This window comes from Pseudomonas taiwanensis DSM 21245 (genome assembly GCF_000425785.1).
GTDB lineage: Bacteria > Pseudomonadota > Gammaproteobacteria > Pseudomonadales > Pseudomonadaceae > Aquipseudomonas > Aquipseudomonas taiwanensis.
Genome location: NZ_AUEC01000046.1, coordinates 1 through 15,947, shown reverse-complemented (window position 1 = coordinate 15,947; position 15,947 = coordinate 1). Strand labels below are relative to the sequence as shown.

Annotated in this window: 12 protein-coding genes and 1 pseudogene; 4 read left to right on the top strand and 9 right to left on the bottom strand. The window is 62.3% G+C overall.

Translation table 11 applies throughout. From position 1 onward, the window contains the following. The 4 genes and pseudogenes from H620_RS27280 to H620_RS0118325 all read right to left on the bottom strand — a co-directional run. Positions 1-242: pseudogene (locus H620_RS27280) on the bottom strand (hypothetical protein); the annotation flags it as partial. Between the two features lie 3 nt (positions 243-245). Further along, positions 246-1,019, bottom strand: coding sequence for a hypothetical protein (locus tag H620_RS0118335; RefSeq protein ID WP_049818820.1), 774 nt, complete (start codon positions 1,017-1,019; stop codon positions 246-248). Positions 1,020-1,040: 21 nt separating this feature from the next. Then, entirely contained in the window at positions 1,041-1,859 is an 819-nt protein-coding gene (locus H620_RS0118330; RefSeq protein ID WP_027907824.1) for a DUF4123 domain-containing protein, read from the bottom strand. Then, positions 1,856-3,928, bottom strand: coding sequence for a type VI secretion system Vgr family protein (locus H620_RS0118325; protein WP_049818819.1), 2,073 nt, complete (start codon positions 3,926-3,928; stop codon positions 1,856-1,858). The genes H620_RS0118330 and H620_RS0118325 overlap by 4 nt, the downstream gene beginning before the upstream one ends. A 257-nt stretch (positions 3,929-4,185) precedes the next feature. Here H620_RS0118325 and H620_RS0118320 point away from each other — a divergent pair, with 257 nt between their 5' ends. Then, positions 4,186-4,866: a response regulator transcription factor gene (locus tag H620_RS0118320; RefSeq protein ID WP_023380120.1), complete on the top strand. Its 681-nt coding sequence runs from the start codon at positions 4,186-4,188 to the stop codon at positions 4,864-4,866. Further along, complete coding sequence (locus tag H620_RS0118315) at positions 4,844-6,235, top strand: sensor histidine kinase (RefSeq protein ID WP_023380119.1); 1,392 nt, start codon at positions 4,844-4,846, stop codon at positions 6,233-6,235. Before H620_RS0118320 ends, H620_RS0118315 begins: the two co-directional genes overlap by 23 nt. Before the next feature lie 103 nt (positions 6,236-6,338). Here the strand turns inward: H620_RS0118315 and cysS are convergent, their stop codons facing one another. Next, positions 6,339-7,721, bottom strand: a complete 1,383-nt coding sequence (gene cysS / locus H620_RS0118310; RefSeq protein ID WP_027907822.1) for a cysteine--tRNA ligase — start codon at positions 7,719-7,721, stop codon at positions 6,339-6,341. A gap of 9 nt (positions 7,722-7,730) precedes the next feature. Further along, the gene (locus H620_RS0118305; protein ID WP_023380117.1) at positions 7,731-9,434 is read right to left on the bottom strand and encodes a glutamine--tRNA ligase/YqeY domain fusion protein; all 1,704 of its coding nucleotides are present in this window, start codon (positions 9,432-9,434) and stop codon (positions 7,731-7,733) included. Positions 9,435-9,681: 247 nt separating this feature from the next. On the opposite strand from H620_RS0118305, the gene H620_RS0118300 reads away from it, so the two are divergent. Both H620_RS0118300 and lpxH read left to right on the top strand, forming a co-directional pair. Further along, positions 9,682-10,182 carry a peptidylprolyl isomerase gene (locus tag H620_RS0118300; RefSeq protein ID WP_027907821.1) on the top strand — a complete coding sequence of 167 codons (501 nt, stop codon included), beginning with the start codon at positions 9,682-9,684 and terminating at the stop codon, positions 10,180-10,182. After that, the gene (gene lpxH, locus H620_RS0118295) at positions 10,179-10,901 is read left to right on the top strand and encodes a UDP-2,3-diacylglucosamine diphosphatase (RefSeq protein ID WP_023380115.1); all 723 of its coding nucleotides are present in this window, start codon (positions 10,179-10,181) and stop codon (positions 10,899-10,901) included. Before H620_RS0118300 ends, lpxH begins: the two co-directional genes overlap by 4 nt. A gap of 85 nt (positions 10,902-10,986) precedes the next feature. Here the strand turns inward: lpxH and pvdQ are convergent, their stop codons facing one another. The 3 genes from pvdQ to istA form a co-directional block, all read right to left on the bottom strand. Further along, on the bottom strand, positions 10,987-13,296 hold the full coding sequence (gene pvdQ, locus H620_RS0118290; RefSeq protein ID WP_027907820.1) for a bifunctional acylase PvdQ: 2,310 nt from the start codon (positions 13,294-13,296) through the stop codon (positions 10,987-10,989). 243 nt (positions 13,297-13,539) lie between these two features. After that, positions 13,540-14,340 carry an IS21-like element helper ATPase IstB gene (gene istB / locus H620_RS0118285; RefSeq protein WP_023379379.1) on the bottom strand — a complete coding sequence of 267 codons (801 nt, stop codon included), beginning with the start codon at positions 14,338-14,340 and terminating at the stop codon, positions 13,540-13,542. Continuing rightward, positions 14,333-15,832 (bottom strand): IS21 family transposase, encoded by a 1,500-nt coding sequence (gene istA, locus H620_RS0118280; RefSeq protein WP_167332798.1) that lies wholly within the window; start codon positions 15,830-15,832, stop codon positions 14,333-14,335. Before istA ends, istB begins: the two co-directional genes overlap by 8 nt. Positions 15,833-15,947 lie beyond the last annotated feature (115 nt).

Sequence of the window (15,947 nt, the reverse complement as noted above, 5' to 3'; positions counted from 1 at the left end):
ACGGGGAGGTAGTTTTTCCGCCAGTCCTTATTGATCGACACCCCACGAAACCCTCCAGCGTCGCACGTGGGGTCCGATTCGTGCCTGTACCACGCCACGCCGTGATAGGAAAAGTTCGGCGGCAACTCACCTATCAACGTAAAGGTATTGGTCTTGTCATCACCGCAACCAGCCAGTAGCGCCACAACGCCAAGCCCTAGAATATGTTTTCCTGCCCTGGCAGTATTAACGCCCAACTTCATCCATCACTCCTCACAACCTGGGTAAATTGTGCAACGCCTACCATCAGGCATGGTAAATTCGCTGAAATCGGTGTGATTTCCGTTGCAGTACCCTCTAACATCCTCAGGCCCCCTTCCCTTACATCGTTTCCAACCATTTGGAAACTTAACCCATGTATCTCCCCAAGACGGACGCTCTTCACCACCCACTCGAATATTCATCCGCACCGTTTTCCCTGGTAGCTGATCGAGCGTATACGCCGCAAAGGGATGGCCCAAACCACGTTCTCCGCGCTCATTGTCTTTTCTGCATGCCAGCAACTTGCGTATCACCCGATCCCTCCCCATCGTCCTGAACATCCACTCACACACCCCAAAGAAAACATCTTCGTTCGTCTCATTGAATTCACGATGGTACTTTTCCTCCAACACTTCATAGATCCCGATATTTGCCGGATCCCCAGTTATTTCATAAATCGTATCTCCATACTTTGCACGTATCTTCAACTCCAAATGCCGCACCACCATCGGGCAACCCTTGACCACCTTGCGAATTTCGATGGTCGTCACGGGGAGGTAGTTTTTCCGCCAGTCCTTATTGATCGACACTCCACGAAACCCTCCGGCGTCGCACGTGGGGTCGGATTCGTGCCTGTACCACGCCACGCCGTGATAGGAAAAATTCGGCGGCAACTCACCTATCAACGTAAAGGTATTGGTCTTGTCATCACCGCAACCAGCCAGTAGCGCCATGCCGCCAAGCCAGCACAACTGTTTAATCATCCGTTGAGCACTCATGCTCCCTGACCTCTCGTTTCGTCAGCCCACCGTGCGATAGCGCAACCGGTGCAGATGCATCTGCGGACTTTCCCCAGCCTGTGGCCCCCACTCCTCTGGCAACACCAACCCCGGCATACTCAGGCTCTGCACCAGCAAGAACTCGCGTTGCTGCGGCGTCTCCCAGCCCCAGGCGCGGGCACGCGCCAGTTGCGTACGCAACCAATCAGGGTGACCAGGGGGTTCGAACACCTTCAGGTAGGCCGCGAAGTGGTGGGCCAGGAGGAATCGATGTGCATTGGCCAGCAACACCGCTTCGCTGCCTGAGCCGTGCGCCAGCCAAACAGGCGCTGTCGGCAAGGGATGATCACCGGGCAACGGGTTGTCGACCTGCGCCCACCGCTGCCCGTCCCAGTAGCAGATGCTGATGGCCTGCCCCAGGTAGGCAGGCAGGGCAGCCGAGGGCAACCGCTGCAAGGCCGCCGCCAGAATGCGGTTGTCATGGAAGCGGTACAGCGCCTGCTGCGGTCGCTGGCCGATCAACAGCCGCGCCCGCCAATGCGCAGCCCAGGCGGCCAGCGCATCGGGGGCCAGGCTGGCCAGCCAGCCCCAATGCCGTTGTGGCTGATCCAGCAGCGCCTGAACGGTCTTCGCCTCGGGCTCGCCAATCAAGAAGCAACTCGGCCCCAGGGTCGCCATGTGCGCCACTTCGGTCTGGGCATAAAACGCACACCAGCGCTCGCTCGGCAGGCACGCCAGCAGGGACGTGCGCTCGTCGAAGCCGCTGTCCAGCACCAAGGCAATCTCGCGACCGCAGGCGCGCTGCTGCGCCATCCAGGCCCGAGGCGATACCGCGCTCATTGCACACCTCCCAACGCCGCCACGCCTTCGCGGCAGCCCTCGCAAACCGGGCAATAGGCCGCTCCGAGTAACCGGCTCTGCTGCATCAACGCCGCTTGCGTCGGCGCCATGCTCGCCGGCAATGCCCCCGGTACCTGTACGCCACCCCCCTGCCCTGGCGACAAGGGGTTGGCGACGAGACTGGCAGCCGGCACGCCACCAAGCTGAACGGGACTGCTGGCGAAGATCCCGGCGCCATTGATGACCAGGTGCTGACCTGCGACTCTCAGGGTGATACTCGCCCCACCCTCCACGACCACCTCACGCTCCGCCGACAGCTGCATTTGCTGACCGGCATGCTGGGCGAGCACGGTGCCGACCCGGACCTGACGACCCAGGTCGACGGTCAGGTGATCGCTGGAGCGCAGCAGGACACGGCGGTCGCCGCCGACCGTGCACCCTGCCTCGGCCTCCAGCGTGACGTGGCTGTCGCCCTTGACCAGCACCTGCTGGCGGTTGCCGACCTCCAGCAGGCTGTCATGCTCGACCCATTGCTCGAAATCGCGCTGTGCGCGCAGGTACAGCAATTCGTTGCCGTCGCGGTCATCCATGGCCAACTCGTTGTAGCCACCGCTGCCTCCCAGGCTGCGACTGCGCAAGACGGTACGGGCCTTGGCGTCCGGCAGCGCATACGGTGAAGGGTGCAGGCTGTCGGGCAGACACCCGCTGACCACTGGTTGGTCCGGGTCGCCATCGAGAAAGCTCACCACCACTTCCATACCGACCCGCGGCAAGCACACCACACCATGACGATCACCGGCCCAACTCGACATCACCCGCAGCCAGCAGCTGCTGTGTTCGTTGCCCTGGCCTTCACGGTCCCAGTAAAACTGCACCTTGACCCGTCCCAGTTCGTCGCAGTACACCTCCTCGCCCTTGGGCCCGGTCACCCGCGCGGCCTGGCAACCAGGCATGCGCGGCGGGGGACGGGTCATGGCCGGACGGTAGATGACGTCCCAGGGCGTGGCAGTGAAGTGATTGGCATAGCGCGGCGCTTCGCTGACGGCCCCCTCCTGGCCACCGTTCTCCTCCAATACCTGTGGCTGACGCCCCTCATGGCGTAGGCTGGTCAGCAGCCACAGGTCGTTGAAGTCAGCGCGGGGGTGGCCCGTCAGGCTCATCAAGTGGCCACTGACCAGGAGAGGTTCATCACTGTCGCCCTGGGCCTGGCGGTGGTCGACCCGGCAACGCTCCAGGGCACGCTTGCTCATCGTGCTGCCACGGCGCTGCTCCAACGTCTGGCGCAGGCCGCCCGGGTAGGCGTAAAACTCGATATCCGGCGCACGTAGCCCGGTATTGCTACGGCTGGCATAGGCCAGCGGCGCAGCGGCCTTGCGAAAGTCATGGTCGCGCAGTTCCACGCGGCTTACCGTGGTCTGCACCGCCACACTGAATGCCTGGATGACCGGCCAGTCGGGTTGCAGCCCGGCGGGCGGCACGAACGGGACCGCGGTGGCCAGTTTCGGGAAATAGGACTGGTGATCGGCGAACACCACCCGATGCCCCTGCGGCGAATGGACGAAGTGGTAATGAATGCCCTCTTCCTGGCACAACCGCTCGACGAAGGCCAGGTCGCTCTCTGCGTATTGCACGCAGTAATCGCGGGGCGGTGATGGCTCGGCGAGGTGAAAATGGTAGGCGTCGGACAGTATGCCGTGCTCTTCGAGCAGGCGGGCGACCACCTGAGCAACCGTGCGGCCCTGGAAGATGCGGTGGTTGCGACGCAGTCCCAGGCGGGCCATTTGCGGCTCTAGCCTGGCGTGGTAGTGGGTCAGGCGCTTGCCGCTGGCACCCTGACGCAAGCGCGAAATCACGCCATGCACACCGCTGCCCCGTGTGTCGAAGGCGAGAAACGCCTGCTGGTTGAGCAGTGTTTCCAACGGCAGGTCGGCGCGCTCGCTGACCAGTTCGATATCGAAAGAGAACAGGCTGCTGATGCCTTCGCCGCCGCTGAAGGCCAGCACGCGCATGTCATCGGGCAACCTGTCCGCAAGAAAGCGAATTGCCCCGTAGCCATATGACTTGAACATCCGATGTCCTTTGATGTGGGTTGGACCAATGCCTGTCAATCGGCAAAGACCGGAACCTACCAAGAACATCCGCGAATATATGTAGGACGCTTCACTACTGAATGTAGGATTGATCTAAATCCGCCCAACAACCGGCTTGGCGCAGAGGCGGCGGCTCGGCCAACGCTTGCTACCCGGTGGCAGATGAATTTTTCTTAAATTCCGGGCAGTCTATTCTTTGGCACAATCCAGTCTCCATTCGCCGCCCAGGAACCAGCATGCCACGCGTACTGACCATCGAAGACGACGCCGTCACCGGCCAGGAAATCGTCGCCGAACTCACCAGCCACGGCCTGGAAGTGGATTGGGCCGACAATGGCCGTGAAGGCCTGGCCAAGGCCATTGCCGGTGGTTATGACCTGATCACCCTGGACCGCATGCTGCCCGAGGTCGACGGCCTGACCATCGTCACCACCCTGCGCAACCTGAAGATCGCCACGCCGATCCTGATGATCAGCGCCCTGTCCGATGTCGACGAGCGGGTACGTGGCCTGCGCGCCGGCGGGGATGACTACCTGACCAAGCCGTTCGCATCGGATGAAATGGCCGCGCGGGTCGAAGTGCTGCTGCGGCGCAACAGCGTGCCCATGACCCAGACCCGCCTGCAGGTCGCCGACCTGGAGCTGGACTTGATCAGCCACGAGGCACGTCGCGGCGAGCAGACCCTCAACCTGCTGCCCACCGAGTACAAGTTGCTGGAGTACCTGATGCGCCACGCCGGCCAAGTGATCACGCGGATGATGATTTTCGAAGAAGTCTGGGGGTACCACTTCGACCCTGGCACCAACCTGATCGACGTCCACATCGGCCGTCTGCGCAAGAAGATCGACTCACCCGGCCAGTCGCCGCTGATCCGTACCGTACGGGGCTCCGGCTATGCCATTGCTGAACCCGTCTAAGGGCTGGAGCTCGTCCACCAGCCGCCTGCTGGCGCTGTACAGCTTCCTGTTCGTGGCCTGGAGTTGCATCCTCATGGGGGTGCTGTACTTCGAGGTGTCCAGTTACCTGAACAAGCTCACTCGCCATTCCATGCTGCAGCGCCAGCACTTGTTCGCGCACATGAGCGGCAAGCAACTGGACGATGCCCTGATCGCCAGCCAAGCCTTCGAAGAGCGCAGTTTCGACGCCTATGGCCTGTTCGACGCGCAGCTCAACCCGATTGGCGGGCGTATTCGCGCCATACCTCAGGAACTTGGGCTGGACGGCAAGGTGCATGAGCTCAAGCGCTGCCTGGATGCCGATGACCCGCACATGCCGCGAGACAGCTGCGATGCCGTGGCCATCAAGGTGCAGGATGGCCGCTGGCTAGTGCTGGTGCGCGACAATGGCTCGTTGTTCGTGGTCACCCGGATCATCCTGCATGCCTTGCTTTGGGGCATCTCGCTGACCCTGATCCCAGGCTTCGCTGGCTGGTACCTGCTGCGCCGCCGCCCTCTCAAGCGCATACGCGCGATCCAGGCCCAGGCCGAACTGATCGTCGCCGGCGACCTTACCCACCGCCTGCCGCTGTCGGCACGGCGTGACGAGCTGGATATGCTGGCGGCCATCGTCAATGCCATGCTCGACCGTATCGAGCGGCTGATGCACGAGGTCAAGGGCGTGTGTGACAACATTGCCCATGACCTGCGCACGCCGTTGACCCGCCTGCGCGCGCAGCTGTATCGAATTCGCCAGCAAAGCGCCGTCGACTCGGCCGAAGCCGAGGCGCTGGACCAGGCGATTGGCGAAACCGATACGCTGATGGCGCGTTTTCGCGGGTTGCTGCGCATCAGTGAACTGGAGGACCGCCAACGCCGGGCCGGCTTCGTGCAGCTGGATCCGCATGGCCTGCTGGTGGAGCTGCATGACTTCTACCTGCCGCTGGCCGAGGACGGTGGCATACGCCTTTATCTGGAACAGCCCGCGCAACTGGCGGCGCTACACGGCGACCGGGAACTGCTGTTCGAGGCGCTGGCCAATCTGGTCGGCAACGGGATCAAGTTCACCCCCGAGGGCGGGCGTGTGGTCATCTCGGCAACCCAGGACGAGGCCGGGGTGCATATCGCCATCGAAGACAGCGGGCCGGGCATTCCTGAAGAGGAGCGCGCCGCGGTGTTGAAACGCTTCTATCGCAGCGAGGAAGGTCACCGTCATGCAGGGTTCGGGCTGGGGCTGTCGATCGTGGCGGCGATCGTCGACCTGCATGGGTTCGCACTGGAAATTGGGGCAAGCGAGTTCGGTGGGGCGAAGTTGGTGATGCATTGCCCGCTGGCGGGGCTGGCCAAGTAACGACCGGGACTGCCTCGCAGCCTAATCGCCGGCACGCCGGCGCCTACATGACACTGAGAGATCTGTAGGTGCCGGCGTGCCGGCGAACGATCCGCTAACGCGATCAGTCGGCCAGACGCCAGGTGGTCCCACCCTTGCTGTCTTCCAGCACCACGCCCATGGCGGTCAGCTGGTCGCGGATACGGTCCGATTCAGCCCAGTTCTTGTCGGCACGTGCCTGCAGACGCGCCTGGATCAGCGCCTCGACTTCGGCCGCATCGACCTTGCCCTCGGCACCGGCGCGCAGGAAGTCATCAGCCTCCAGCTGCAGCACACCCAGCACATCCCCCAACTCACGCAGACGCCCCGCCAGGCCGGCAGCGGCCTCCAGGTCAGTCTCCCGCAGGCGGTTGATCTCGCGTACCAGGTCGAACAGCACGGCGCAGGCTTCGGGCGTACCGAAGTCGTCGTTCATCGCCACGCTGAAGCGCTCGACGAACTCTTCGCCCCCCTTGGCTGCCACGCGCGGCAGGCCACGCAAGGCGTGGTAGAACCGCTCCAGGGCGCCCTTGGCATCACGCAGGCTGTCCTCGGAGTAGTTGATCGCGCTGCGGTAATGGCTGGCCACCAGCAGGTAACGCACCACTTCGGGGTGATACTTGTCGAGCACGTCGCGAATGGTGAAGAAGTTGTTCAACGACTTGGACATCTTCTCGCCATTGATGCGGATCATGCCGCAGTGCATCCAGGCGTTGGCGTACGGCTTGCCGGTGGCCGCCTCGCTCTGGGCGATCTCGTTCTCGTGATGCGGAAACTCAAGGTCGCTGCCGCCACCGTGGATGTCGAAGCTCTCGCCCAGGCAGCAGGTGGACATCACCGAGCACTCGATGTGCCAGCCCGGACGGCCAGGGCCCCACGGCGAATCCCAGTACGGCTCGCCCGGCTTGACGCCTTTCCACAACACGAAGTCCAACGGGTCCTGCTTGGCTTCGTCGACTTCGATGCGGGCGCCGATGCGCAGGTCTTCGATCTTCTTGCGCGACAGCTTGCCGTAACCGACGAACTTGCCGACGCGGTAGTACACGTCGCCATTGCCCGGGGCGTAGGCGTAGCCTTTGTCGATCAGGGTCTGGATCATCGCATGCATGCCGGCGATATGGTCGGTGGCACGCGGTTCCAGGTCCGGCTTGAGAATGTTCAGGCGGCGCTCGTCCTCGTGCATCGCGTCGATCATTCGGGCAGTCAGCGCGTCGAACGACTCGCCGTTCTCGTTGGCCCGGTTGATGATCTTGTCATCGATGTCGGTGATGTTGCGCACATAGGTCAGCTCATAGCCGCTCTTGCGCAGCCAGCGGGTGACCAGGTCGAAGGCCACCATGCTGCGACCGTGGCCCAGGTGGCAGTAGTCGTACACGGTCATGCCGCAGACGTACATGCGCACCTTGTTGCCATCGAGCGGCTTGAAGACTTCCTTGGTTTTGCTCAGCGTGTTGTAGATGGTAAGCACGGCGGTTCCTTAGCTGCCCCAGGAGTCACGCAGGGTGACGGTGCGGTTGAACACCGGACGGCCAGGCTGGCTGTCCTTCAGGTCGGCGCAGAAGTAGCCTTCACGCTCGAACTGGAAGCGGTCTTCCGGCTGTGCCTGGGCCAGCGATGGTTCGGCACGGCAACCCGTCAGCACTTGCAGCGAGTCCGGGTTGATGTTGTCGAGGAAACTGCCACCGTCTTCGGTTTTCTCCGGGTTGGCGGAGCGGAACAGACGGTCGTACAGGCGCACTTCGCATTCGACGCTGCCTTCGGCCGGTACCCAGTGGATCACACCCTTGACCTTGCGGCCTTCAGGGTTCTTGCCCAGGGTGTCGGGGTCATACGAGCAGCGCAGCTCGACGATGTTGCCGTCGGCATCCTTGATGGCTTCGTCGGCACGGATCACGTAGCTGCCGCGCAGGCGCACCTCGCCGGCTGGCTCCAGGCGCTTGTAACCCTTGGGCGGCTCTTCCATGAAGTCGTCACGGTCGATGTACAGCTCGCGGGCGAATGGCAGTACGCGCACGCCCATGTCTTCCTTCGGGTGACGCGGCAGTTCGAGCTGCTCGACCTTGCCCTCCGGGTAGTTGGTGATGACCACCTTCAGCGGACGCAGCACGCACATGGCACGAGGCGCGGTGCGGTCCAGGTCGTCACGGATGCTGAACTCGAGCATCGACATGTCGACCACGCCGTCGGAACGGTTGGTGCCGATCATTTCGCAGAAGTTGCGGATCGACGCTGGGGTATAGCCGCGGCGGCGGTAGCCCGACAGGGTCGACATGCGCGGGTCGTCCCAGGCCTCGACGTGCCCTTCGTCGACCAGCTGCTTGAGCTTGCGCTTGGAGGTAATGGTGTAGTTCAGGTTCAGGCGGCTGAACTCGTACTGGCGCGGGTGCGCCGGTACCGGCAGCTTGTCCAGGAACCAGTCGTACAGCGGACGGTGGCTTTCGAATTCCAGGGTGCAGATCGAGTGGGTGATGCCTTCGATGGCGTCCGACTGACCGTGGGTGAAGTCGTAGTTGGGGTAGATGCACCACTTATCACCGGTCTGGTGGTGGTGGGCGTGACGGATGCGATACAGGATCGGGTCGCGCAGGTTCATGTTCGGCGAGGCCATGTCGATCTTGGCACGCAGCACGCGCTCGCCATCCTTGAACTCACCCGCCTTCATGCGGGCGAACAGGTCCAGGTTCTCCTCGACACTGCGCTCGCGGAACGGGCTGTTCTTGCCAGGCTCGGTCAGGCTGCCACGGTATTCCTTGGCCTGCTCCGGGGTCAGGTCGCAGACGTAGGCGTTGCCCGACTTGATCAGGTCCACGGCCCACTCATGCAATTGCTCGAAGTAGTCCGAGGCGTAGCGCACCGGGCCCGCCCACTCGAAGCCCAGCCACTTGACGTCGCGCTGGATGGAGTCGATGTACTCCTGGTCTTCCTTGGCCGGGTTGGTGTCGTCGAAACGCAGGTGGCAGACGCCGCCGAACTCCTTGGCCAGGCCGAAGTTCACACAGATCGACTTGGCGTGGCCGATGTGCAGGTAGCCATTGGGCTCTGGCGGGAAGCGGGTGACGATGCTGCTGTGCTTGCCCGAGTCCAGGTCGGCCTGGACGATCGGCCGCAGGAAGTTCGCAGGGACGGCGGGGGCGCCTTTGGCAGCGGCGTTGGGCGCGTTGTCGGCAGTGGGCTTGCTCATAGGATCCTTGAATGCACGTGTCCGGCCTGGGTAGGCCGATTGAATCAAAGGGCCTATCATAGCCGAAGCAGTCAAGCTGCTGACAGCCGGGCTCGGACAAACTGCCGCGATTTATCGCTGCTATTTGTCGCAAGCTGGCAAAATAGCCGACGCAGGCCATGTGTCGTGCCGGCCGGATCCTGCGTCAGTTGCCATTATGCGCCTGACGCACCCTATTCCCGAATGCCTTGAAAGAGCGAATTTCAGCATGTCCAAAGTCAAACTGAGCACCAACCACGGCGACATCGTCCTGCAACTGGACGCCGAGAAAGCGCCGAAAACCGTTGAGAACTTCGTTCAGTACGTCAAAGACGGCCACTACGACGGCACCGTCTTCCACCGCGTGATCAAGGGCTTCATGATCCAGGGCGGCGGCTTCGAAGCCGGCATGAGCCAGAAGAAGACCCGCGCCAGCATCCAGAACGAAGCCGACAACGGCCTTAAGAACAAGAAGTACAGCATCGCCATGGCCCGGACCATGGAGCCGCACTCGGCCTCGGCGCAGTTCTTCATCAACGCCAACGACAACGACTTCCTCAACCACAGCGGCAAGAACGTTCAGGGCTGGGGCTATGCCGTGTTCGGCGAAGTGATCGAAGGCCGTGAAGTCGTCGACGCCATCGAAACGGTCGCCACCGGTTCCAAGGCTGGCCACCAGGACGTGCCGAACGACGACGTGGTCATCAAGAAAGCCGAGATCATTGAGTGATTCTGCTGATCTCCGATCTGCACTTGCAAGAAGAACGCCCGGACATAACCCGGGCGTTTCTTGATCTGCTCGACGGTCGTGCCCGCCACGCCAAGGCGCTTTACATCCTTGGTGACTTCTTCGAAGCATGGATCGGCGACGACGCGATGTCGCCCTTCCAGCAGTCGATCGGCCAGGCCATGCGCCAGCTGAGCGACAGCGGCACGGCGATCTACCTGATGCATGGCAATCGTGACTTCCTGATCGGCCAGGACTTCTGCGAAGCCGCCGGCTGCACGCTACTGACCGACCCAAGCGTGATCGAGCTCGGTGGCGAACAGGTGCTGCTGATGCACGGCGACACCCTGTGCACCCGCGACCTGGCCTACATGAAGCTGCGTCGATACCTGCGCAACCCGGTTAGCCTGTGGGTACTGCGCCACCTGCCGCTATCCACGCGGCAGAAGCTGGCGCGCAAGCTGCGCAGCGAAAGCCGCGCGCAGACACGCATGAAAGCAACCGAGATCGTCGACGTCACGCCCGAAGAGGTCCCGAAGGTCATGGCGGCGCACGGTGTGCGCACCCTGGTCCATGGCCATACCCACCGACCGGCGATTCACAAGCTGGTGGTCGAAGGTGAGCCAGCGCGGCGCATCGTTCTGGGCGACTGGGACCGTCGGGGCTGGGCCCTTCAGGTGGACGAGCAAGGGTTCCAGCTGGCGCCTTTCGAGTTTTCCTGATGCTGTCGATCCTATCGCCGGCAAGCCGGCCCCTGCAGGCCCGTGTCGACCTGCAGGAGCCGGCTTGCCGGCGGTGAGGCCGCCCTCATTTCACGCTCACAACCGCCCCATCCCGCTCGCTGATCACATACTGCCGATACTGCGGGTCTGCCTTGATCTGCGCCTCGGTAAACGGAATCGGCGCCAGCTGTTTGGCGGAGAAGGCCTTGGTCTGGTCGTTCGAATGTGCCGAACCGGCTTCACTGGACTGCGAAAACGCCAGCAGCCCTCGGGCCTGCGGCCCCTGCTCGGTGAACTTGACCAGTTGCAGGTAGCTGGTGCCACTGACGACCCGTCGCTTGCCCGGCCCGTGCGGCACGCTGTAGATCGCGTTGTATACGCCCAAGCCTTGTGGCCCGCCCGGCACTGGCGTGCCATCGGCAGCCTGTTGGATCTGCCCCCACTGGCTGTTTTCCCCTACCCCAGCTTGTGCGACTGCCTGCAATGACGCCAGCGCGGCGTGATGGAGCAGCTTGCGTACCGCTGCCTGCTCGACGGCCAGCCCCCGGGGCGTGTGCTGCGGATCGGCCGGGTCGAAGGCCACCCGCCAGCTTTGCGGGTGTTCGGCCAGCGCCTCGACAATGTTTTCGAAATGCACCAGGCCGACGCCACTGTTCAGATCAGCCTTGCCGTTCCACGCTGCCAGGCTGGCGCAAACGGTCTGCACGTCAGCCTCGGCTTCCCTGCACCACTGCATCAGATCCGGCAGCACCAGGCTGGCGAGATAGACCTCGTCATCGGTCACCATGCGCTGCAAGTCATCGATACCCACCTTCGTCTCGCCTTGCAGGCGCTGCAGGGCAAAGCGCCCGCGCATGCCAAGCGGTTGATCATCGCGGCTGACCAGTGGCGAGAAACCCGCCAGGGGCTCGGCAGGGTTGGCCATCCAGGCGGGGTCATTGGAGTTTTGCACGAAGTCGGAGCGCTCAAGGCTTGGTAGCAGACGCGCGGGGAAGATACCCGGCTGAGCCGCCTGGGCATCGACTTTCCACTGGCACGCACTGCGCGATCCATCCAGCACCACCAGTGGGCCCTGGGCTGCCGGGTGACTGCAGTGGCTCAGCAACTCCTGGTCGACGTACGGCACCACCGACTGGTTGAGGTACAGCGTTCGTCCTGCGGCGTCTACCGCCAGGGTGTTGACCCAGGGAATGCCCTGGAGGCTGGCGATCGAGCCTTTGAGCGCGTCCAGGCTTCCCGCGCGGTTGATCTGGTACCACTGCTGCAACACACGGGTGTTGTCCAGGTTGGCGTCGCGCAGGCTGTAGGCAGCTTGGCTGTCCCAGTCCAGTCGGCCCGGCCATTGCACCACCGGGCCGAACGTCGAGGCATAGACCTGGCGCTGCACTTGGCTCAGGCTGCCGTCTTCGGACTTGACGGTGATGCTCACGGTTTGCGGCATGAGTGGCAGCGACTGGCCATCGAGCAGGTAGCGGGTCGGGTCCTTCGGGTCCAGTTGCAACCGGTACAGGGTGAAATGCTTCGAGGTATCGACGGTGTGGGTCCAGGCCAGGTGCCGGTTGAAACCGATGTTGATCACCGGCAACCCCGGCAGGGCAGCGCCCATGACATCCAGTTGGCCAGGAATGGTCAGCTGCATCTGATAGAAACGCATGCCACCCACCCAAGGGAAATGTGGGTTGGCCAACAACAGCCCGCGACCATTGGCTGAGCGCTCTGCGCCGACGGCCACCGCGTTGCTGCCGCGCTCGGAAGCGAAGCGCGACTGCTGTGCCAGCGCCGCAGTAAAATCGCTGGCGGCCCGCTGAGTCGCCCGTGTCGGCGGCTGCGCGCCTACCACGGCCTCGGCAAACTGCCCCATCCCACCCTCCACCAGCAACCGCCGGGTCAACTTGACCAGGTCCAGACTGGTGATCGGATGCAACCACTGCCCTGTTCCGCATTCGGCCGGCAGGCCCGCGGCACGGCGCTCGCCCAGTGCACGGTTGTAGCCGCTGGCATAGCCTTCGAGCAACTGCCGTACGGCGGTCGGCTGTGCCTGCAGGAAGCCATTGACCGCTGATGGGCGGTTGAGCCAGGTGAAGAACAGGTCGCTGGTTAGGTTGTCGCGCTGCTCCACGGTCTTGCCCTGGGCCCCAAAGTAGCGGGAGCGCTCGCCATTGACGGTCAATACCTCATTGGCCAGCAAGCACAGGTTGTCCTGCGCGTAGGCGTAGCCAATCCCATACCCCAGGCCGCGCTCGTCTTTGGCCACGATGTGCGGGACGCCAAAGCTGGTGCGGCGGATCTGTGCGCTGGCCTCGTCACCGGTATCCCGAGCCTGGGCAGCAACGCTGAAGACAACCAGGGCTACCGCCAGGCTGGCACAGGTCAGTGGACGCGAAAGTGTGAACACGGGCATTCCTCGGATTCAAGGGTCATCCCGATCAGACGAATGGCTGAATGAAAATTTTACGCAATGCCCGCGCATCCAAGGTCTTGATCTGTCGGCGCTGATTGAAAATTGACCCACCCTGCCGATTGAAAAATGACCCAGGGCTGCTTGCCGATTTAGACCCCGGCAATTGTGGATAAGCCTAGCAGTCGACAGCGTCGTAAAAGTGCTGACCCTGCACTCAGCAAGGCCAGCCCAAAGAGGTCAAAACGGGTCGTCCTCCGCCTCCTCGATATCCTGTCGCCTACGCTCCCTCGCCTGGATCTTGGTCTTGGCCACCAAGGTGCTGTTTTGCAGGCGGTACGATTCATTCCCCGTCTCGACGATGTGGCAGTGGTGTGTCAATCGGTCGAGCAAGGCCGTGGTCATCTTGGCGTCGCCAAATACGCTCGACCATTCGGCGAAGCTGAGATTGGTGGTGATGATCACGCTGGTGTGCTCGTAAAGCTTCGAGAGCAGGTGGAACAGCAAGGCTCCGCCGCTCTGACTGAAAGGTAGGTAACCAAGCTCATCAAGGATTACCAGATCTGCACGCAGTAGCCCCCGGGCGATCCGCCCCGTTTTGCCCTCGTGCTTATCACGTTCCAGCAGGTTGACCAGATCGACCGTGGAGTGGAAGCGTACACGCTTGTTGTGTTGGGTGATGCCGGCCACCGCCAGGGCGGTGGCGAGGTGCGTTTTACCGGTGCCAGGGCCGCCGATGAACACCACATTTTGAGCTGTGTCGGTGAAGGTCAGAGTGGACAGTTCCTTGATCAGCCGGGCATCAGCGCTGGATACACCGAAGTCGAAGCCAGCCAGATCGCGGTGCATGGGCAGTTTCGCCATATTCATCTGATGATGTACCGAGCGCACTGCCCGGTCGGCGTGTTCCTGATCGAGGAGATGCTCGATCAGCCATTTCGATGAGGCGGTGGTGGATTCACCTTGTGCGGCCAGATCTGCCCAGGCAGTGGCCATGCCGTGCAGGCGTAAGTCTTTGAGTTCCTCTGTAAGATCACGCATTGCGCACCTCCTCATCTGTGCTGCGCAACCGGTCATAGCGCGCGGTATTGGCGATAGGGGTAACTTTCAGTTGCAGGTTGGTTTCGACCGAGGGTGGTGCGTCACGGGCGGTCAGACGGGCCACGATATTGAGGATGTGGTCAGCGCTCAGGCTGCCGGACTCCAAAACCAGCTCAACCGCTACGAGGACAGCATCCAGCCCAGCGATGGGCACGGCGGCCAAGACCTGGGTCATGACCCGATCACCCTGTAGATGCCGCCGCAGCCCGCGCCTGAGCAGGCGTAGTGGCTTGGGCAGGTCGGCAAACGGGGCACCATTGCGTAGGGCTCCCGGTTTACGCTCAATGAGGGGGATATAGTGTTGCCAGTCGTAGCTGACCTGATCGCGATCAAACAGGCGCTCATGGCTGGCAATCACACCATCATCGGCAATCACGACGATCCGCGAGGGATAGAGCTGACTGCTAACCCACTGTCCAACACGCTCGCAGGGTACTGAATAGCGGTTGCGAGCCACGTTGATCAGACAGGTGCTGGAAACGCGAACCGTGCGCTCTACATAGCCGTTGAAGGGCGTCGGCATCGGCATCATTTCGACGCGCTCCAGCTCCAAGACTTCTGCGACGGTGAGGCCGTTGTACTGCGGATGGATCAGCTCGTGCCACAGAGCCCGGCAGCGCTGGGCAAGCCAGGCATTCAGCTCTTCGAAGCTATGGAAAGTGTTGTCGCGGGCGGCCAGCCAGATGCGGCGCCGACTGTCTTGGACGTTCTTTTCGACGATACCTTTTTCCCAGCCGGACGCTACGTTGCAGAAGTCCGGGTCGAACAGGTAGTGCGAGCACATCACCATGAAACGAGCATTGACCGTGCGACCTTTACCCTTGGAGACCTTGTCGACCGCCGTTTTCATGTTGTCGTAGATGCCGCGACGCGGCACGCCGCCCAAGGCGGCGAATGAGCGGGTATGGGCATCGAACAGCATCTCATGCCCTTGGCTGGGATAGGCCACAAGCCAGAAGGCTCGGCTGGCACAGAGCTTCATATGCGCGACCTGGACGCGCCTGAAAACACCGCCAATCAGCAGACCTTCCTCGCTCCAATCGAACTGGAAGGCCTCGCCCAGCGCGAACGCCAACGGCACAAATGCCCGTACCGCCTTGCCTTGTTCTCCGCGCCAATGACGAACGAAGGCAGTGAGCTGGCTGTAGCCGCCGTCATAGCCTTCAGCGCGAATCATGGCCAGTAGCGCCTTGGCACTGCGGCGATGTTGCTTCGCCCTCAAGGCATCAGCCCGCAGCGCCTGCTCCAACATCTCGTGAAAGGGACTGAGCTTGTTGAACACGGCTCGACGCTGATAAACCGGCTGCTTGGACTCCGGCGCTCTGACCCATTTTCGGATGGTGTTGCGCGACAGGCCGGTGCGCTTGACTATCTCATGCAACGACAGCTTGTCGCGGAAATACATCCGCCGAATTTTGCCCATCATTTCCATGCTGATCACCCTGTGTTCTCCTGCTCAAAAAATGAGCAGGTGCAGTGGAACACCTGGGTCAGTTTTCAGTCAGCACAATGGGCGAAACTGGGTCAGTTTTCGGTCAGCGGCAACA